General features: G+C 50.8%; 15 protein-coding genes and 2 tRNA genes. 12 read left to right on the top strand and 5 right to left on the bottom strand.

Annotation, left to right across the window (positions count from 1 at the left end; translation table 11 throughout):
- Positions 1 to 124: 124 nt before the first annotated feature.
- From CSQ92_RS12840 to CSQ92_RS12820, 5 genes are all read left to right on the top strand, one after another.
- Positions 125 to 200 (top strand) — tRNA-Asn (locus CSQ92_RS12840).
- Between the two features lie 123 nt (positions 201 to 323).
- Positions 324 to 650 carry a Dabb family protein gene (locus CSQ92_RS12835; RefSeq protein ID WP_083299945.1) on the top strand — a complete coding sequence of 109 codons (327 nt, stop codon included), beginning with the start codon at positions 324 to 326 and terminating at the stop codon, positions 648 to 650.
- A 93-nt stretch (positions 651 to 743) separates the two neighbouring features.
- Positions 744 to 819, top strand: a tRNA-Asn gene (locus CSQ92_RS12830).
- Between the two features lie 672 nt (positions 820 to 1,491).
- Entirely contained in the window at positions 1,492 to 2,655 is a 1,164-nt protein-coding gene (locus tag CSQ92_RS12825; RefSeq protein ID WP_099394290.1) for a hypothetical protein, read from the top strand.
- Positions 2,656 to 2,737: 82 nt separating this feature from the next.
- On the top strand, positions 2,738 to 4,456 hold the full coding sequence (locus CSQ92_RS12820) for a hypothetical protein (protein WP_099394697.1): 1,719 nt from the start codon (positions 2,738 to 2,740) through the stop codon (positions 4,454 to 4,456).
- Between the two features lie 959 nt (positions 4,457 to 5,415).
- Here the strand turns inward: CSQ92_RS12820 and CSQ92_RS12810 are convergent.
- The 4 genes from CSQ92_RS12810 to CSQ92_RS12800 form a co-directional block, all read right to left on the bottom strand.
- Complete coding sequence (locus CSQ92_RS12810) at positions 5,416 to 6,000, bottom strand: hypothetical protein (protein ID WP_143450359.1); 585 nt, start codon at positions 5,998 to 6,000, stop codon at positions 5,416 to 5,418.
- Positions 5,997 to 6,302, bottom strand: a complete 306-nt coding sequence (locus tag CSQ92_RS28750; protein WP_143450358.1) for a hypothetical protein — start codon at positions 6,300 to 6,302, stop codon at positions 5,997 to 5,999. Before CSQ92_RS28750 ends, CSQ92_RS12810 begins: the two co-directional genes overlap by 4 nt.
- 35 nt (positions 6,303 to 6,337) lie before the next feature.
- Positions 6,338 to 7,147, bottom strand: a complete 810-nt coding sequence (locus tag CSQ92_RS12805) for a TIGR02391 family protein (protein WP_099394287.1) — start codon at positions 7,145 to 7,147, stop codon at positions 6,338 to 6,340.
- A 325-nt stretch (positions 7,148 to 7,472) separates the two neighbouring features.
- On the bottom strand, positions 7,473 to 7,754 hold the full coding sequence (locus tag CSQ92_RS12800; protein WP_257219202.1) for a helix-turn-helix domain-containing protein: 282 nt from the start codon (positions 7,752 to 7,754) through the stop codon (positions 7,473 to 7,475).
- Positions 7,755 to 8,379: 625 nt separating this feature from the next.
- On the opposite strand from CSQ92_RS12800, the gene CSQ92_RS12795 reads away from it, so the two are divergent.
- The 7 genes from CSQ92_RS12795 (at position 8,380) to CSQ92_RS28740 (ending at position 17,598) form a co-directional block, all read left to right on the top strand.
- A complete protein-coding gene (locus CSQ92_RS12795; RefSeq protein WP_143450357.1) occupies positions 8,380 to 9,567 on the top strand; it encodes a radical SAM protein in 1,188 nt (395 codons plus the stop codon).
- Positions 9,568 to 9,756: 189 nt separating this feature from the next.
- Positions 9,757 to 10,464 carry a hypothetical protein gene (locus CSQ92_RS12790; protein WP_099394284.1) on the top strand — a complete coding sequence of 236 codons (708 nt, stop codon included), beginning with the start codon at positions 9,757 to 9,759 and terminating at the stop codon, positions 10,462 to 10,464.
- A 91-nt stretch (positions 10,465 to 10,555) separates the two neighbouring features.
- Positions 10,556 to 11,077 (top strand): hypothetical protein, encoded by a 522-nt coding sequence (locus tag CSQ92_RS12785; protein WP_099394283.1) that lies wholly within the window; start codon positions 10,556 to 10,558, stop codon positions 11,075 to 11,077.
- 1,262 nt (positions 11,078 to 12,339) lie between these two features.
- Positions 12,340 to 14,553: a PriCT-2 domain-containing protein gene (locus tag CSQ92_RS12780; RefSeq protein WP_099394282.1), complete on the top strand. Its 2,214-nt coding sequence runs from the start codon at positions 12,340 to 12,342 to the stop codon at positions 14,551 to 14,553.
- 175 nt (positions 14,554 to 14,728) lie between these two features.
- A complete protein-coding gene (locus CSQ92_RS12775) occupies positions 14,729 to 15,931 on the top strand; it encodes a site-specific integrase (protein ID WP_099394281.1) in 1,203 nt (400 codons plus the stop codon).
- 156 nt (positions 15,932 to 16,087) lie between these two features.
- Positions 16,088 to 17,143 (top strand): endonuclease/exonuclease/phosphatase family protein, encoded by a 1,056-nt coding sequence (locus CSQ92_RS28745; RefSeq protein ID WP_180277003.1) that lies wholly within the window; start codon positions 16,088 to 16,090, stop codon positions 17,141 to 17,143.
- Positions 17,144 to 17,154: 11 nt separating this feature from the next.
- Entirely contained in the window at positions 17,155 to 17,598 is a 444-nt protein-coding gene (locus tag CSQ92_RS28740) for a hypothetical protein (RefSeq protein WP_143450355.1), read from the top strand.
- A gap of 570 nt (positions 17,599 to 18,168) precedes the next feature.
- Here the strand turns inward: CSQ92_RS28740 and CSQ92_RS12765 are convergent.
- The gene (locus CSQ92_RS12765) at positions 18,169 to 19,191 is read right to left on the bottom strand and encodes an alpha/beta fold hydrolase (protein ID WP_230520921.1); all 1,023 of its coding nucleotides are present in this window, start codon (positions 19,189 to 19,191) and stop codon (positions 18,169 to 18,171) included.
- Positions 19,192 to 19,207 lie beyond the last annotated feature (16 nt).

Genomic DNA, 19,207 nt, shown 5'->3' with positions numbered 1-19,207 from the left:
GGCCACGTTGAAAAACGTGGCCTTTTTTGTTATTGCGCCGCCGGCATGGGTGCCAGGGCAAGAAAGATTTTCCCTGGGGAAATCTGGACAGCGCCAAGTTTGGCCTATATAATACGGCCTCTTTTCCCTGATAGCTCAGTTGGTAGAGCGACGGACTGTTAATCCGCAGGTCCCTGGTTCGAGTCCAGGTCGGGGAGCCAGAATTCGGAAGGCCATGTTGAAAAACATGGCCTTTTTTGTTTTCTGCCGCAGCCCGCAGGGCCGGCCGGTGCGTTATCGCGTTTTGCGCTATCCTGAATGCATCACTTCAGGAGCACCTTCCCATGACTTGTACCTCCGCCTTGCGCCATATCGTCCTGTGCGACTTCCTCGATGGCATCACGTCTGCCAAGCACGCCGAGCTCGTCTACGAGTTTTCCCAGCTGAAACACCGCATTCCCGGCGTGCGGCAATTTGAATGGGGGCCGAACGTCAGCCCGGAAGGCCTCGACGATGGCTTTACCGATTGCTTTACCCTGACCTTCGATGACGCCGGCGCGCGCGACGTGTATCTGAGCCATGCGGCCCACCTGGCCTTTGTCGAGCAGCTCAAGCCATGGCTGGGTCGCGTGCTGGTCTTTGACTACTATCCGCAAGAGCATCCCGGCTGACCGCTGCCAGGCAGGGTAGCGCCGGGAAAATACACATTTTTCTGGGGGAAATCTGGACATCGTAAAATTTACCCTATAGAATGCGGCCTCTTTTCCCTGATAGCTCAGTTGGTAGAGCGACGGACTGTTAATCCGCAGGTCCCTGGTTCGAGTCCAGGTCGGGGAGCCAGAACATCAGCAGTATCGAAAAGCCCAGCCTTCACGGTTGGGCTTTTTGCATTTCAGGGGCCCGTTTATTTGCACATAGTGGCTCGGGGTGAGGCCGTTGGGCTGTTGGGATCGCCTACCCCTAGGGCTGGCTTCCGTTGGCGTAGGGAGGCAGCCTGTGGGGGGCTCTTGATGTTGGCCGGGGCACAGGGCAGCGCTACTGAACCGACGCAACAGGCTGGAGTGGGCGAGGCCTCAGGGAGGGGAGCGGGTCTATTTGCGCATAGTGGCCCGAGATGAAGCCGTTGGAGTAGCGGGATGGCCTACCCGTTGGGCTGGCTCTCGAGGCGCCGGGAGGCAGTTTGCACACGCGTTGAGCAGTGCTTCGCTTGAAAAGCGTGATAACGTTGCTCCAAGGCTTCTTTGTTTGGCATTTCTGATAAAGGATGTCGAAGTTCCTCTCCCTCTAGATTTTTATACTCCGAAGAAAGAAGGGTAGATGCAAGTCGAATCCGTAGTAGGGCATCGACCGCGAGCAAGCCCAAATCAAATAAAGTATGAAGGTCTACACGTATCCATGAGTAAACCAATATTCATTCTGACCCATAGGTCGGGCTACAAATGAGGAACGTGCTTGCGGGAAACGTCGGATAATCCGCTTCCAACCACAAACAGAGATCATCACCTTACGCCTATGGAAGTATCAGACCTGTTTCCGCCTGAGGGCAAAGTACAAAGACTCTACTGCGACCACTGCGAAAGCCACCTTGACCTTTCGTTCGACGAATTCGACGAGGACGTGTCAGGCATACGTATCCATCTCACTGGGATCCCGATTCTCCTGTGCCCGCAGTGCGGCATAAAGCACTATCCTGACAGGTCGCGGATATCCCTTATCGAACTGCATAAGCGGGGGTTCACAAACGGAGAGTCCCATGTCCGCGTCGTTCGAAACAAGACGGCCAGTGATTTCGGACTCACTAAGATTCCGTTCGAGTACGATTCTGACGATTATCATTACATCCCAGGTCTGACACGGCCATTCGACCAAGGCTTCTTGACTCCGGTTTTCTTCAGCAAGGAGGTATTGATAAAGTATGACGTGCACCCGTCGTACCGAGTTAAGTTCGCGTCCCGAACATACGGCGAGATTTGGCAGGCTGACTTCAGCATCCCCTTCGGAATCAACCGCCACGGCAAGCTGGTAATGTGGCTCGGGGATATAGCAAAGCTGCCCGAGAAAGAGCAGTACTACCTCCGTTCCGAGAACCTGCCGTCCGACCACTCGATAGGTTCCGAATTCTACGAGGGGCAGATCGAGTGTGTGTTCACGGACCGGGCACCGGAAGACGACCTCTTTAGGCAGCGGTCGAGCTTCATCGAGGCCAGCCATTCTCGGTTCGGCGAAAGGATCTCGCACCTGGACAAGGAGGTCCTCGACCTAGCAATCGGCGTACGGCGGCCAGTCGTCGATACTCCAGCCGAGAGGCGCAACATTGCCGACAGCCTCAATAAGATCTACCTAGAGTCGATGGACAACGCCGCGCTCGGCAGAATTTTGGAGGGGCAAGGGCACAGTGCGAAAGACTTGGGAAGCCTCAAGCGTCTGCAAAAAATACTGGAGTCCGCGACTGCGAGTGCGGATATCGCTGGTGCTATGAGCCCGCTATACGTCCTGTACGACCTGCGCGTCGCATACTCTCACCTGGGTTCCGACGACGGGCAGGAAAAGCGCCTCAATACCGTGCGAGGACGCCTTGGCCTAGAAGCAAACTCCGACCTGTTCGCGATCTACGACGCCTTGGTCCAAGCCCTGCGGGATAGTTTCAGGAAGCTAAGCGAAAGCATTGGGATGTAGAATGCGTAAGGCGCGGTTCCTTGAAAGAAGCCGTTCGTCAATCCTCGCCCCGCAAAGGTGGGACAACCTTAACACCAAAAATATGCAAAAATTCGACGAAAAGGCATTCAGAGTGATTGCCCGCGCACCGGATACCGGAAAGGCCGAATGGTTTCTTCAGGCGGAGGACTCTATTGCCTTTCTAAAGGACAACGTGCAGCGGGACGAGGTTGTGATCTATGCGGTATCAGATGCCGTCCTTATACGCGGCGTGCTGGCTCCGACAGCGCAGGTCACTCCGGTCGATCAGGACGAGCTTCTGAACGCCAACATCATGTCAGGCGAAAGTTGGTGCATCCAGCGGTCGTGGGGCGGGGGTGAAGGACATCGTATCTATCTTGAACCACCGTTCAGCGATTCGAGATGCGGGTCGCTTCACGGAGGCGAGAGCCTGACCTTCCGCCGTTCATTCACAGGCGTCGCCGAAGGACCAGCCCCGGTCGAGCTCAGCCAAAAGCTAATCCATTGCCTAGACCTCCACTGGGTTGATGAACGCAGCGCCTACTGCCGCCTCGACAAGCGCGGCGACATTGAGGATGTGATCCGCGTGATCTGGCTAAGTCTGCCGGGGGCGGATGAGAAAGCAGTCGTCGTGACCATCCTCATCAAAGATCTCGCGACCTACATGGCCGTTGCCGGGATGTCGCTGATCCTGAAATTCGATTTCACTCGGTTCGAACTGAAAGCATTTGGAGGGTGGGATCAAGACCGCCAAACGCGGAAAATCCCCGCTGTGGACCTTTTCTACACTCTCGGGGTTTCGAGCAATGCAAGCTATGCCAACGGTTGTATGGTTCTCAGACCGGCTGTAACGGTTGACGACCTGATTCAGGAATGGATGGACGAGGACGATCCGGAAAAAAAGCAGTACGTGACCTTCAAGATACAAGATTGGAAAAACAATCGCCTCTTGGAAACTTCGTGCGCGCCTGATTTCTTGTCCAACTACTTCCAGCAGTCCGAAAAGCCTTTCGAGATATCTCCTGTTTTCTTCCGTCCCGAAGTCCTGATGCGCTTCAAGAACGACCCGGAAAAGTACGATTTGCAGGATCGGTCGATTAGCTGTCGGAATGCTTGGTATATAAAGACCTACGACATCAACGAAGCAGGTCAGGTTCATACCTATATCGGGTACCTCGCCAACTTACCCTTTGAGGAACAACTATACTGGCAGGCGTTCAACGAGTGGCCGAAGGGACCAATTTCGAATCGCGCCTATGAAAATGACTACCTCGGTGCATTCAGCAGCGAATACGATCCACTGCATGCGTTGAAACGCAAGATTCGCAAACTGGACGAAGCGCCGCCCGCTTGGTGGAAGCGTCGTGGCGAGGAACTTTCCGATGCGGCCCGGTATCCGGCGACCGATTCCGTCTCGGAGTGGGCAGATGAAATTCTTGCCCTCGACCAGTTGCTGAACGAAGGTTTCCTTTCGAAGCCGCTGCAAAAAATGGCAGACGACGCTGGTAGAACCGTAGACAAGCAATGGAAATCGCTGCGCCTCCTGCAGGACTATCTGGAATCCCGAGGCATGGGCGCCGATGAGGCAAGGGCATCATTGGAGCCTCTTGCAAGGCTGCATAGCTTGCGCAACCCCCTAAAGGGGCACGGTTCAATCACCGAGCGTAAGGTAGCGCAGAAACGAGCGAGGTCCGAGCATGGAACTTTGCGAGCGCATTTTACGGCGCTTGTCTCCGAGTGCGACACGGCTCTCGCGACTATTTTGCAAGCGTTTGGTCTCGCTGCCGATCCTGGCAATTGAGTGGTTGACGCGACCTAACCATCTAAGTCATGGAAAACTCTAGCCCAAGGCCTGCCCCAATACCCGCACCACACCGGCATGGCACTTTCGACCCAGAGCCGTTCGTCGAGTATATGCGCCGCTGGCCTGCGCAGGTCGCGCACGTACCAGAAGTCGTCATAGAGACGTGGATATACCGGCATTGGAATGACTTCCAGGCATGGCTACCCTTAGAGCCGTTATCTTGGGAATACGAGGTCGCGACCCTATCCAGCGAAGAGATCCTGCGGATCGGACACGTCAAAGATTGGCCTAAGATATTGGAGGGCTGGGGCGACCAGTTGTTCAACGATAAGCACCGTATGAATACCTGGCTTGGTCGACATATGCTGGATTCGGGAACCACGCCCGCGCCGATTATCATTGCGCTGAACGCAGGCGCTCACATGCATCCTCGGGAGCGCAGAAATATGTGCACTCCGTATCAACTCATCGAAGGGCATTTGCGACTCGCCTACCTCCAGGCGATGATTCGCAGGCCACACGAAAAATTGCAACTTTCGCACACTGTAATAATTGCAACACTTCCAGCCACATAGGTACGGTATCAGCAGGGAATATTGCGCTAATGAAATCTTGGTTGCGAGGTATGATCCATGAGAGAGTAGCAGAAAGTATTCCCAACTGTTCTGGCTAAGAATTAGTGTACATGCGGGTTTTCAGCCGAACGCGGGACGGACTGTTAATCTGCCGGCCCCTGGTTCGAGTCCAGGTTGGGGAGCCAGAATTTTTGTAAGGCCTAGAGCCCAGCCCTTATCCGATTGGGCTTTTTGCATTCCAGAGGCCTGTTTATTTGCGCATAGTGGACCGTGATGGGACTGCTGCGTGAGTGGCATGGGGGTAGGCCTAAGGCTGGGCTCACGTGGCACAAGGCGCTAGCAGGGCCAGCAGCGCTAAGCTTTGGGGCAGTGGGGGATGACTCAATCCGGCAAAATTCCCTTGATAAATGCATCCTTAAACTCCTGCGTCTTCATAGCTGATGCTAATTTCGCTCGTGCAAGTTCAGATGCTTTTACGAAGTTGAGCAGCTTCATGTAATGGACATCAATGACTTTCCCGGATTCATCCAAGTGGAGATTTGCAGCGGCACAGCCTTCCGGCCTTCGTATATCGAATCGCTCTAGAAAGTGATGCACCAACTCGTTGCGAAGATTGACTAATTCCTTGAATGAACAACACACAGCATCGTATTGTTCAGCGGTCAGTTCAATTTGATATTTGATTCTTATAAAAGCCTGCTGATCATTGGGAGGTGAAGGTGGGGCAGCGTCGACTCCGGTAGATGTGAAGACTGTTTTAGTCAGCATTCCTATTAAATTGCCCATCATCTCCTTTTGAAGGGATTTCGCCCTTGCATCTTTTATATCTTGTAGTTGATCTGGCGGTCCTGCGATGTCTGCATGTATTACCAATGACTTAAGCAATGATTCGCATTCTTGCAAGTGCAGCAGACAGCGTCCGAGTTTACGCTGTACGATCTCTAATGCAGTTGCTGAGTCTGTCATATTGAGTTCGAGTTGGTTTGGTTTTCCAGTAGCGTTCTGGCTACTTCATCAGAAAGCACCTCGTATTTCCATCGAAATGAGGAATAGAGAAATTGTGTGCCGCCTTCTCTGTCTGTTAATTTTGCATGAATTAGAAACTTTGTGCCGACCGGATGAGCATTGCGCATTTTGGATGAGCACTCTACGTTCAGGTTGGTCGAGAATCCTTGGCCTGACAATGGGCGTGCCCGTAAAGATGCGCCAGACGGCTCACCAGAATTTTGGTAAGTTTCTACAATGACCTTGCGGTAATCTCCAGGCATGCCTCTACTCCCTATCGATACGACATTGCAGTCACTCAATTGGTTCGTGAGATGTTTGCGTTGTCGAGCTTTCTATGAACATACGAAAGAATCCCAAGCACATCAATGGCATCTTGTTCTGGCATAGCCCATATGACTTTAGGTGTATGGGCGGTAGGGTTTCGTATTGCACCAAACACGCCGATAAGTAAGTTGGCAATACCCCTTTGTTCGCTTACTTCGGTCTCAGACTTAAGGGAGTTCAATGCTACTACTGGTGTCTTCGTTGATAACGCCTGGTTGACCAGCTCTGCACCGTCGCTTCCTAGGCCGGACATTTGGCGAAGTCGTTCTGCAATTCCTTTGACGGCCTCAAGGACTGCGTGAAAGTAATTCTCCTCAAGCAGTTCCGCCCTGCAGTACTTCAATACCTCGTCATGGGTAGCGCGACCTTTGAGCAGTGATTGCAAACGCCCAGCGCGAGTGCGAGCACCTTGTACAGTTGTCTCTCGTGTTGTGTGTATGACCTTGCCATCATCGCGAACCGCGTAGCCAGCAAAGGCAAGAGCCACGTTGAGGCCATCTTGACGCCAACAGAATAGCTCAGGGGTAGATGTGTATTTTGCCGGAGCCATAGCCTTGTTGACGAGCATAATGAGATGATTGCCGACAGCGTGCTTATTCTGTGCTTCCGCTAGTGCATTGAATATGCGTTTCCATTTCGTCATTGACGGCGTTGGGTCGGGCACTTCAATCTCTTGTAAGATGTATCCGATCTCGCTCCCAGACAGGCCGTTGGCCGTATCACCTAAGACCTTGCAAGCAGCCTCTAGCTGTGCGGATTCAAAGCATGGTAAACGATTCATAGGGCAATGGACGATGAAAATATTGAGAGTTCGCTCTATAAGATAGCCCTAGATGGTTAACTAGGACTACTTGTCCAGCGATGTTAATTTGAAAGATTTATTTGCTTGAGTCTAGTCCTCTTTTGGAATTCTCATGATCCCATAAACATCTTGATAGTCGGGAACTTTGGATGTTAGCCTAGTATACTGATAGATCGGGGGGCAACTAGTACTGTGGCGTTGGGACGCCGCTCCTGATAGAGGACACAAAAGATCAACACTCGTTGTGACATTTTAACGGCATGCCAATCGCTGGACTCAGCAAACCATCATGTATCTTCGCAGTTTAAGATAGGAACTCACGTACGGCCAGTGTGACCCGTTCGCGGTCACTAGCCGACATCCGATGAAACACTACCTGTAGCCAAGCGGATTCATCGTCTTTCGCGTAGAAATATGACTCAGGCACATTGAGAACCTTGGCGATTCGTTCGACCATCGAGAAGTCTGGTTCGTGCTTGCCTCGTTCGTATTGATTCATCCTAGCGCTCGACGACATCTCGTCAACTCCTGCCAGCACGCCTAGTCGTTCTTGTGATAGGCCGGCATGCTTACGTGCTTCCTTCATCCTTTTCCCAAACACTCGCATTCTCAGCCCCTAAAGGCTAAGATAATCTTAGTATTTTGTTGACCTCACACTAAGGAATCCTTAGTATTTGAGATCGTCATTTTACTTCTCTGTAACCGTAACAACCACAAGGACCCGTTCGAAAATGAAATTATCTCGAAGAAGCAGTATGAAATTGAAGTGTGCAATCTTAGTGGCAGTCATCACGGCATTGGGAGGATGTGCCGCCATGTTGCCCCCACCAAAAACGATAAGATTCTCGGGAGAGGGCGCGAAGTTCAGCTTTGTGAAAACAGGCTGCGTGCTGGATAGCGGCACGTATACGGACTTGTCAGGAAAGGGGAAATCTCGTCCAATGCTTAAATTTATCGCCGTCACTAGCGCTGGGAAAACGGTTGGTCAATGGACGGCAATTTGTGAGGCGGTCGTACCCAATGGCACGTCGAGCTGCAGTATTTTAGGTCCCAAGAAAGCCTATTATCAGTGTGATAATTATGATGAGTTCATGGTTACTAATTGAACGATAGTTGTTGTAGATGCATGCCTTAGTTTTAAATTGGCCTTCTCACCCTACGGTGGGCGGGCCATTTTTTCGTCCATCAATTTTAAGAAAGGAAGGAGCGTTATGAGCATATCCACCACCAAGCACGTAAACTTTACGATCATCGTCAACTGGAAGGAGAGGGGATTCGGATGTTCCAAGGCCTGCGCATACTGCAACTGGCGCGGCTCACCACTACTGCCGCAAGGAGCCCAGTCCTCAGAAGATGTGACAGCATTTGTACGGCAGTGCAAGAAGTCGTTTATTACGATCAGTGGCGGCGGTGACCCCCTGTACCGTTTCGATGAAAACTTTCCGGCATTGCTGTTGATGTCGGACACCATTAAGGCCGAGGGCTATAAGGTCCGCGTCATTACCAGGGAGGTGCCGCATGTGGCGAAGTTGACGGGCATTGCTGACTACGTATCGATCTCCCTGGACGATGACGTTCTTCAGATGCTGGATAGCTATCAGCACCTATGGCATAGCTCAAGCCAACACCCTGATATCGAGTTCTCCTTGGTGCTTCCGCCTTTGCCAATGGCTGACCTATTGGAGTTGAAGCCTCAGTACGCGGCATTGCATAAGCGGCTTAGAAGGCGACTGGTGCTGCGTGAGAACTTCAACAGCATCTTTCCTGTTGATGCGGCAGGAATGTCCTTCGGCCACAGCGGGATCGCCTTTGTGTCCAAGTCATTGTGTCTCAGTAGTCGGTATCTCTCGACCATTGATTGCTCGGGGCATGAGATCGTTCAAGACAATGAGGCACTCGCTGTTTTCCTGATGGCGCATCCTGATGCTTACCTGTTCGGCGGCTTTGTCCGGCACCTAATAGACCCAGCAGTGCATCTTGAATATAACGACATCGATGTAATCTCGCTCAGTACCGGCGTGATGGATACCTTGGCCTGTCAGTTCGGCTTTGCGTTCAAGGAGGTGTCGCCAGAAGGTGCCTATCCTCGCTATTTCATGGGCAAGTCAGTACGGGCAGGGAAGTCGATCCAGCTGATACTGATGGATTCGGCGGCCGATGCCAAACGCTTCATCTTTAATGCACAGTATGCCGTCGATCGCGTTGGGTTCAACAAGGGCTTCTTTTTCGACCCTCTGATTGGTGAGGATGCGATACACGAAGCGATTCACAACAAGGTAGCACAGGCAGTCCCTGGCGGCAGGAGCATGGACCTATTTCAGCCTGACCGGTCGCTGGTTGAGCAGCGGCACAAATCCAAGCTCATCAAGAAAGGATTCCTGATCGCCAGCCATCAGTAGCAGCATGTCGCAGTAGCACCACCTCACATCATCATCCCTCGCGTCACCCCTTCCTAGTTTCAAATCCCCTTCGTCAGTAGTTCAGCAGTCTTTCAGAATTTCAGAATCCACCGCAGCATCAGCATTTCTCGCAGCACTCATCACACCAACTCATCCCACTAACCAATCATTTAATTATGAGGAGTACCTATGCAAGCAACTATTTACGTCACGAACGAGGCCTATGAAACAGCACAAGCGATCAAGGACCTGGACTACTACGACCGGCTTAATTTGAGCGACGAGACGCCTGATTTCGACAAGCGGCCTGGCTACCATTTGAAGAACGCAAACGTTCTCAAGCTGGCCGTGCTGCCTGTTGATGCAATGGTCATTGACCCAGTTGCAATAGGTCGTCCAATTGCATTGTCGGCTCCGGCCAACCTGCGCGGCTGCATCTTTGATGGCGCTCCTGATCTTCCAGAAAAGTATGCAGACATCATCGCCTACTGGTCCGGTGCGAGCATCAACCTGAGTTCTTCCGGGGCCGCATATTTCCAATGCCCGCTCAATGAGTACATGGTCAACCTCGGGCCTGACCCACTGGGGGATCCGGTCGTCAATGATCGGTTGCTTTCAGAAGGTATTGTCATTCTGATCTCTGGCATATCGAAGCATTTGGATGGCCTGCCGCCCGACGCTTATATCGAAGTGAAGTTCCCCATTGATCCCACGATGCTCGGTGTGGAGATTGATGACTTCCGTTCGATGAAGGACTACGTGATGGAGAACGCACAAGGGCCTCATGTTGACAAAGTGTTCTTGAAGGCCTCAGATATTTTGCAGTCACCTGACCCGGACCGAATTTATGTTGAGTTGCTGCGGAATGAGCTTATCGACTACGGCTACTGGTACTGACAGCCAGCAGCAGTAAATGTGTTGCGAATTTATAGCCATCTTATATGAAGGTGTTGATCACCTTCTAAATTTTAACTACAGGAGAATTCGTATGGAAAGTTTGATCAATAACGACACAGAAGTGAGGGTGCTGAAGATTGGAGTGTGCCCATCGCTGTCAGGTCGATCCAGCCTGACTTACCACATCGGATGCAGAAGTGATCTGCTTGACAAGGCCGGTACGGAGTTCAATGACGGTGTCAGCTTTCGTATTCATGGCAACTCTGGGAGTGGCCTCTTCAGCGATCAATGGGTGCCCTCCACATCTCTGAAAACCATTTTTGATAAGGAGAAGTCGAAAGACGCAGTCACATCGTCGTCGCTCAATAGTGTGTTCGCTGGCAGGTCAGTCAATACCGCTGGCTTCATCCTGGCAGTGTTGAAGGCCGAAGGACTGGTGATCCACATGGAAGATATGCGGCGCTATTACCAATGCGCCAATGCAGATCAGTTCTTTGTGGAGATGAAGATACTGGCCGACACCATTAATGTCGGTGAGTCGGGTATGGCCATCGAGAGTGATGAAGTATCGACGGCCAAGCCTATGCCGATAGCGAAGTCGAAGAAGCGATAGATGACACTAACGTAGTTGTAGTCCGGCGGTCTCTTGGAATGGTGAAAACTAAGTTGTTGAGTTTAAAGAAGAAATTCCTTTTTTGCCGCGACTTTAAGATAACACCGAGCTATAACCGAACTACAACTAAAAATTGGCTTGGATAATAAGTGGCACTCTATAAGAGAGGAGAACTTTTGCTCGCATCCGCTACATCCATAGTGTTAATTTGCATTGTCTGTTTAACTTTTCCAAGCATGCAGCAGGGAGCCATAGCCGGCTTGCTAACTATAGTGATTCTTTGCCCTAAGGCTATCCTGGCAGCATTTTTTGTACTGATAATTTTATTCGTCGCAGGATCGAAAATTAAATGAGGAGTGATATGGTTATTGTTGAAGTGCCTAATGAAGTTGTTACTTCAGTAAGTATTTTAGATTGCGAACCCCGCACAGTGCATAGTTGCCAAGTCGAATTCATGATGAGGGTTGCTCAGGAGGGAAATTATACGAACGCCCTTAAGCAAATAGAGTAGCACTCTCTGAGAATTTTTTTGTCAGGTTGTGGTGTTGGATGATGTATGGGAGGGTTGGGGTTCTCATGAGCGCTCGGCCCTCCATATCCTCTTTACAGTATTTTAGTGTGCAAATTTGATGAGGATCAATGACTTGGAGATGTGATTTAATGCCGACGAAATCATACCGGGAGGGGCCAATTTGAGATCTGAAAATGTGAGGCCGGTACGTGTAGGCGCTTCAGCAGTTTCTGTTTCGGTGGGGCACACGGACCCACGTGTAGGGGGGAGGGCCTGAAAAGCTGCGAATCTGAAAACCTGAAAAGCTGCGGGCCTCGCTGCCGCCACATAGGGCTAGTGTGTATGGCCCTGCACCGACATCACTAATTTCCCCAGTCCATCTTAGGCAATTTTGCTCGGCGCGAAATTTTTATCTAACCTAGAGTTTTTCGGTTGACGGCGAATCCCTCGATGATCTATAGTCCTACCCCACCTTGCAAAAAGGCCAGCTTCGACAAGTATCCATCCAGAAGCTGGAACACCCTGATGGACGCATCACCAGTGCAGCGAAGGCAGCCTCGCCTTCTAAGCCACATAACATTATCTATGACGGCGAAATGTACTGCTCCATGCGGTCATCCAATGTCATATAGAACAGAAGCCCAGGCAATTAGCCTATGTAGTGCAAGGAACATGGACGTGAAACGGCTGAAGTGCGTCCGCTGGCCGATCTTCACGTACCCTCATGCGGGCGCTCTAACCATGAGCGTCAATGAAAAACCAATTAGAAAATTTTGATCTGGATCAGTGGGATGAAGCCCCTGTGCTGGATTCCGTAGTACCTTCGTATTCCGACCTGCACGTTGCAAAGATGTTGGATTGTGACTCTGTATCGTCAGAGCTTTCGCAAGTTTCCAATGCTGATTTTGTTGCGGCCATATTTCGTATTTTGCCGGAACGAGCCTCTGCGCTAGTGTGCTCAAAAAATGGTGATCCAAGTCAAGGCGGCTGGCCAGCAGTCTCCATCAATCGTTTGCACGGCGCGCTCCCGATCAATGCCAACAATTACCTGAACTGTGCGAGCTTTATACCTAGCCAAGACGGCCTCATCAAGGCACGTAAGGACAACTTCGCCGCAGCCCATTTCCTCATGCTCGATGATGTTGGGAGCAAGGTGCCTCTCTCTCGCCTAGCCGAGTTCAAACCTTCCTGGTTAATCGAGACGAGTGCGGGCAATTATCAGGCTGGGATTATTCTTGACTCTCCAATGACGGATCATGGGCAACTAACGCAGTTATTTACTGCCATCATCAACGCAGGCCTATGTGATCCGGGTGCGACCGGCCCTGCTACTCGTTGGGCTCGACTGCCACAGGGAATAAATGGTAAACCGAAGTATATGCCACCCTCTGGTGATGCATTTCGCTGCCGCCTCGTGCATTGGGCATCTGACCGCCGCTACACCGTTTCTCAGGTTGTCGAGGGCTTGGGTCTACCACCGCTTACTGCCCGGAACTGTGCAATGTTAAATGCGAGCTCAAGTATGAATCTTCCCTCATGTGTCCCGGCAGACGCTGAAGGTCAGCTGCGTATTTTGGCTGAATTGAAGGCGTTGCTAGATGTACTGAACTCAGAGTGTAACTATAGTGATTGGTTCAGTGTTTTGGTAGCGATTCATCACTCGACCAATGGCAGCGATGACGGACTGGAGCTCGCCCATCAGTGGAGTCGCACTAGCAAAAAATATGAAGGGTTCAAGGCACTTGAAAACAAGTGGCACTCCTTCAAGAGCGGCGTACAACATCCCAAGACTATACGTACTTTGAGGGCGATGGCAGCATCTTCCAAAAAAGGTGTTGCCGTCTCCGGACGCGCGGAAACTGCGCAGGGTGACAATGATAATTTTGAGCAGTGCCAGACGGTGGTGGTCTCGGAGGATCAACCCCAGCAGAGACAGGGAAAAGTCGCGGCTCACCCTTTGGGCAAGTACTCCATCAGCGACGATATTGAAACCCTTGAGCGTCAAATGGTTGAGCAGGTACCTTTGCTTGGGAATATCGCGCTTATGGGGCAGGCGACGGCGATCTTTGCTTCACCTAATACGGGCAAGACCTTGCTAACCTTGCGTTTGCTTACTGATGCGATTGACAGAAAGGTAGTAGATCCGAAAAAAGTGTTCTATCTCAATATGGATGATAACAGTACTGGTTTGGTTGAAAAGGTCAAAATCGCATCTGAATACGGTTTCGAAATGCTGGCTGATGGCTACAAAGGGTTTCAGTCGTCTGACTTCCGAAAGGCGATGGAGACCATGATTGAGACCAGCACTGCTCGCGGTGTCGTTATTGTGATCGACACTCTGAAAAAGTTCGTGGACACGATGGACAAAGCTCGTAGCACTGATTTCTCGAAAGTAATCCGCCGGTTTTGCTTACAAGGAGGAAGTGTGATTGTACTGGGCCATACGAACAAAAATCCCGGTGCCAATGGAAAGAAAACGTACGCCGGAACGACTGATATCGTAGATGACTTTGACTGCGCTTACATACTCGATACGCTGAAGGTACAACCGGAACCCGGTTGGAAAGTAGTCGAGTTTGAGAACCTCAAGCGCCGTGGCAACGTCGAAGTATCGGTCGCATACCGATACAGAAATGAGCCGGGTACGCCCTATGATGCGATGCTGCTCTCTGTCAAAGAGGAAGACTACTCGATGCTCCTTCAATTGAAAGAGGTTGTTGAGATCCAAAACGAAATGCCGGTCGTTGACGCACTAAGGAATGCCATCTCCGAGGGTACCAATACAAAAATGAAGCTCATCAAGGGCGTGGCCAAAACTGTTGGTATTAGTGAGCGCATCGTAGGGGGCATCCTTGAAAAATACACAGGTACTGACCCAGTTACAAACTACTGGCAATTTGTAAGAGGAGCACGCGGGGCAAACACCTACACACTACTAGGTCAAGGTGGCGGAGAGGCTGTCTGATATAGAGCGGCCATCGGTAGGCTGAGCTTGGGCTAACTTCGGCCCTTTTCATGCCTACCCCAGCGCCGCAGCTTTTCAGGATTTCAGCTTTTCAGGATTTCAGGGCCGCAGTTCGTGAGCCCTGTCCCCATTTTCACCAACCCATTGTGTTCACATCAATACTAAAGGAGCGTGCATGCCAGTAGTAAAACTTACCGATGCATTTATCACGAAGGAACTAACGTGCCCAGAAGGGATGGCCCGTATCGAATACTGCGATGCCGACCGCACCGGCCTATATGTCGAGGTCCGCGCTACAAGTCCAGGGCAGGGCACCTACTATCTGCGCTATAAAAATGCCCTGAACAAGACCGCCCATCAGAAGCTTGGTCGAACTACAGAAATCAGCTTAGGTGAGGCGAGGAGGAAAACCAAGCTGCAAAAGGCGGAGATTGCATTGGGGGCTGACCCTCGTGCTGAGGAACGGGCTCGGAAGGCCGTCATAACCTACTCGGAGTTCTTTGACGAGAAGTATCTGCCGCATGCCAAGGCCCACAAGCGTTCGTGGGATCGAGACGTGCAACTTTTTCGGCGGATTCGTGACGTTTTCGGCGGCAAGCGCTTGAATGAGATCACTCGGCACCAGATTCAAGACTTCCATTCGTCGGTCAAGGTCGAAGGTCTGTCACCAGCAAGTGCGGACCATCACCTTAAACTGATCCGCCATTCGCTGAATTTAGCAGTGGAGTGGGAGATGTTGGACAAGAACCCGGCCTTAGGCATCAAGCAGTTCAACGAGGATAACAAAGTCGAGCATTACCTTGATGATGACGAACTAGATCGACTGGTGTCTGTGCTGCGTGCAAACGATCCGCCGATGGTTTGCCAGGTGGCGCTGTTCCTGCTATCTACTGGCGCCAGGTTGTCGGAAGCTTTGAACGCTGATTGGGCTCACATCGATAGGCGTTCTGGGGTGTGGCGTATCCCGGCGACTAACTCCAAGTCAAAGCGTGTGCGTTCGATCCCGTTGAACAGCAGCGCTATCGAAGTTCTCGACCAACTCGGTACTGAGGGTAAGTCGGACCACCTGTTCATCAACTTGCAGACCAAGGAGCGGCTGACTGCTATCAATAAGGTCTGGGGGCGGTTGCGGGTGAAGGCCAAACTACCGCACCTGCGCTTACATGATCTTCGGCATCAGTTCGCTTCGTTCTTGGTCAATGCCGGCCACACTATCTACGAGGTCCAGAAGATCCTTGGGCACTCGGACACGAAGGTAACTGAACGGTACGCGCACTTGTCGCTGAGGACGCTTGAGAAGGCCTCTAATAGCGCGTCTGATGCTTTAATGGGGGCTGGGCGGTGCGTTGTTGTGGGGGAGATGTTGGAAGCGGCTTAGGAAGGCGGGGCGGTGCATGTATTGGCCGCTTTTTTGCTTGCAATAATTAGGCATTCGCACTGGGAAAATGTTATTCTTGCATGATTAAGAGTTTTTTGACAGAAGCTCGCACTGATTCACTCAAGCTGGCAGGCTCTTTAAGAGTTTTTCCAATGAGTGAAATTTATTTTGGTGGCTTCTACCCATTCAAGTTCAATCGATTTTGTTTTGAGTACGATAAATATGCCTGTGCTGAATATATCTTGGTGGAATGCCGGGAACTTTTATCATTTTTTACCTGAAAAATCAGACTTGCCGAGAACTCGTTGGCCTAAGTCAAAGGAGGTTTACGAAGAGCAACTACAATTTGTAGATGCGGCGTTCTCCGAGCTAACCACTGCCGTTGGGAAGCCTGATATTGCCTTTTTTTGTGAAATGACTTCAGAATCTTTGACTCATCTACGTGACAAATCCTTTCCTAATTACCGAATAATTTCATTGGATGTGTTGAAAGGTGCTCCAACATTGCAAATAGGAATTCTATTTGATGAAAGTAAAGGTAATGTGAAATTCGTAGAAGGAGAACCCATTGTTGTCAGTGGCACACCAAAAGGTACAAGGGCTATGGCGGTGGTGGACGCGATTTGCGAAAATTTTACGATAAGATTCATTGCATGTCATTGGACGTCGCGATTCGATGAAGCTGCGTCTCACCGAACTCGTTTCCGTATTGCGGATCACCTATCAAAATATATTTATCAATTCCTAAATGACGATAGGGAATCTAGGCATTGTGTAGTTCTCGGTGACTTAAATGAAGAACCTTTCGATGAAAATATGGCTGTGTTATATGCTCATAGGCATCGGGCCAGATCCAAATCTAAGGTTCACAGGGCCGACGATAGTGTCGAACGTGCTCATATGTATAATACGTCCTGGCGACTCATGGGCGAAAAAATCCCCCACTCAGCAACCAAATCCGATGCTAAATTTTATGATTGCGCTGGGACGTTTTACTGGGAGAGTGAGCGGACGTGGCATAACTTCGATCAAATTATAGTTAGCGGGGGGCTATTGCAGGATAGTGTTCCTTTTTTGGATGAGAATGATGTGCATGTAATATCGACCGCCAAGTTTTTAGCGGATGGTATTCCTTTAAAGTTTAAATCTGATAAAGGAATTTGTTCTGGTTTGTCAGACCATCTTCCCCTTGTTGCAAAAATTCATATTTGAGGATAAATGAAATGGATTTTGATTCTATTTTAAGGAAATCATTAACTGTTGTTAATGATGGATTTCAGGATGCATTGACGGATTTGAAGGGTGTGGTGGAAGCTGTATCTGAATCTGTAAAAAATAATGCTGGTCAAAAATTTGCACTGGCATTGGGTGAGGTTTCAAATGACTTAAGAGGTAGTACTTTTCGGGTATTTTTCGATACCGATGTTAATAATGTTCGAGCTCGGATTATAGATGTGCTCTACTTTAGAATCCCCGCAAGTGGTTATCCAATATTCGAGGGGCAATACGATAAAGGGTCAAAGAATTTTTCTGCTGGAAAGGAGTTAAAGGATAAGGATTCTATCGCTCAAGAATTCGGAAGTCTTCTCCGAAACCCCGATTCTTCACTAATTCAAGCTATTGGTTACGCTATGCGCACTAAGGATGATGACGATATACCTTTCTAACGTATTCTTCTTGAAATCGACTCAGCAGTAGATATGTAATTAGCTCCGGGAAGGGGGCGAACTAACTACCCGCTACTGATGGCGACTTACTCTCGGTGCCTGTTCGGCGTTCGGCAGCGCCAAGCCCTTGATCTACATCAGCTTTTTGCCGCCGCCGACACAGCAGCAGCCATACTGTCTCGGTATTAGGTCGGTCCTTGAGGGCCACGGCGGTAGGGGCTGGAAAACTCGTTGCGTTTCTTCAACTTGGTGCCCATAGCCTTGCGGGAGCCCCGTTCTGTTAATCCGCAGGTCCCTGGTTCGAGTCCAGGTCGGGGAGCCAGAACACGCAGTAGCAAAAAGCCCAGCCTTCACCGGTTGGGCTTTTTGCGTTGCAGGACCCGCGTGCGACGCCCGTGTCGCTCGGCGGTGGTCGAAGTTGCCGGGAGTCATGCCATTTACACTTCGCAAGCCCGCGCGGTGGCGTCGCTGATCCGCAAGGCCGCGGCGAGCATTGCCGGCGACTAGGCCGGCAGTACGCCGGCCAGTGCGCCGGCCCTCGGAAAGGGCCCCATGTCATGGGGCGTCGTATCAGAACTTGGCAGTCGCATCCAATGTCTTGATGATGGCTTCTTGAAATTGCACCGGTTCATCCTGGTGTATCTGATGCCCGGAATGCTCGAAGAAAAACAAGCCCTTCCTTGGCGCCTTCAAGGTCTCGAAATACGCTTGCGTGATCCTGGTCGAGGTCTGGATATCGTTTTTGCCGACGAAGAAATACACGGGGCAGTCAACGCTCTTCAAGGTCTTGGGCAAATCAATGTTCATGACCTCGTTCCAGACGGGCGACCAAGTTTTTGACCATTGCAGAAAACCCGTCTTGAAACCTTCGCTCGTCGCAAATGCCTTGCCATCCTTGTAAAAAAGCCATTTCCTTAAATAAAACATGCTTTCGTCACTTGCAAACGGAAAATTGATGCTGTTCAGCTCCTGGCTGGCGACGGCATTGTCCTTGAAATGCACTTTCAAGGCTTGCAGCAATTCCTTCTCGCTTTCCAGCTGGCTCACGACAGGATTCGACGCGAAATAGGCATGCAGCAATTCCGGGTGACGCTTGACGATATCAAAGCCCAGGACGTTGCCCCAGGAACTGCCCAGCAAGTATATTTTGTCCTGCTTTAACTCTTTGCGCAGAAACTGGATGACTTGATACGTGTCCTGCTCCATCTGCCCGACGGATGGCTGCGTGGGGGAGGGATTCAGTTTCAAGGTTTTTCCGGCATCCCGCTGGTCCCATTGCACAATCGTAAATCTGCTTTTCAGGAGATTCGTAAAGGCATCCGCCCCTTTGATCATGGAGCTTCCCGGGCCGCCGGATAAAAACAGCAGCACGGGCTTGTTCGCGTCGTCCGTCCTGATTTCCACCACTTGCTTGATTCCGCCAATATCGGGTGTCAGGGTGGTGGTGACTTCCGCGGAAGCCGGTTTCGCTTCCGCCGTGGTTTGCGCCTGGCATGCATAGAAGGGAATCAGGGCGGTCAAGAGCACTGCCAATGTCATTTTTTTTATCATGGTGTGAGGGTCAGTTTCAGGTTGCTTGTAAGGGCGGCGCATTGCACGCGGGGATTGC

It is taken from the genome of Janthinobacterium sp. BJB446, from assembly GCF_002735655.1.
Classification (GTDB): domain Bacteria; phylum Pseudomonadota; class Gammaproteobacteria; order Burkholderiales; family Burkholderiaceae_D; genus Janthinobacterium; species Janthinobacterium lividum.
This window is presented reverse-complemented; position numbering and strand designations above follow the sequence as displayed.

What these genes read in the sequence shown, in the direction of transcription:
- CSQ92_RS12835 (WP_083299945.1), top strand. Translation starts at nt 324, where the DNA reads ATGACTTGTACCTCCGCCTTGCGCCATATCGTCCTGTGCGACTTCCTC.
- CSQ92_RS12825 (WP_099394290.1), top strand. Translation starts at nt 1,492, where the DNA reads ATGGAAGTATCAGACCTGTTTCCGCCTGAGGGCAAAGTACAAAGACTC.
- CSQ92_RS12820 (WP_099394697.1), top strand. Translation starts at nt 2,738, where the DNA reads ATGCAAAAATTCGACGAAAAGGCATTCAGAGTGATTGCCCGCGCACCG.
- CSQ92_RS12810 (WP_143450359.1), bottom strand. Translation starts at nt 6,000, where the DNA reads ATGACAGACTCAGCAACTGCATTAGAGATCGTACAGCGTAAACTCGGA.
- CSQ92_RS28750 (WP_143450358.1), bottom strand. Translation starts at nt 6,302, where the DNA reads ATGCCTGGAGATTACCGCAAGGTCATTGTAGAAACTTACCAAAATTCT.
- CSQ92_RS12805 (WP_099394287.1), bottom strand. Translation starts at nt 7,147, where the DNA reads ATGAATCGTTTACCATGCTTTGAATCCGCACAGCTAGAGGCTGCTTGC.
- CSQ92_RS12800 (WP_257219202.1), bottom strand. Translation starts at nt 7,754, where the DNA reads ATGAAGGAAGCACGTAAGCATGCCGGCCTATCACAAGAACGACTAGGC.
- CSQ92_RS12795 (WP_143450357.1), top strand. Translation starts at nt 8,380, where the DNA reads ATGAGCATATCCACCACCAAGCACGTAAACTTTACGATCATCGTCAAC.
- CSQ92_RS12790 (WP_099394284.1), top strand. Translation starts at nt 9,757, where the DNA reads ATGCAAGCAACTATTTACGTCACGAACGAGGCCTATGAAACAGCACAA.
- CSQ92_RS12785 (WP_099394283.1), top strand. Translation starts at nt 10,556, where the DNA reads ATGGAAAGTTTGATCAATAACGACACAGAAGTGAGGGTGCTGAAGATT.
- CSQ92_RS12780 (WP_099394282.1), top strand. Translation starts at nt 12,340, where the DNA reads ATGAAAAACCAATTAGAAAATTTTGATCTGGATCAGTGGGATGAAGCC.
- CSQ92_RS12775 (WP_099394281.1), top strand. Translation starts at nt 14,729, where the DNA reads ATGCCAGTAGTAAAACTTACCGATGCATTTATCACGAAGGAACTAACG.
- CSQ92_RS28740 (WP_143450355.1), top strand. Translation starts at nt 17,155, where the DNA reads ATGGATTTTGATTCTATTTTAAGGAAATCATTAACTGTTGTTAATGAT.
- CSQ92_RS12765 (WP_230520921.1), bottom strand. Translation starts at nt 19,191, where the DNA reads ATGCGCCGCCCTTACAAGCAACCTGAAACTGACCCTCACACCATGATA.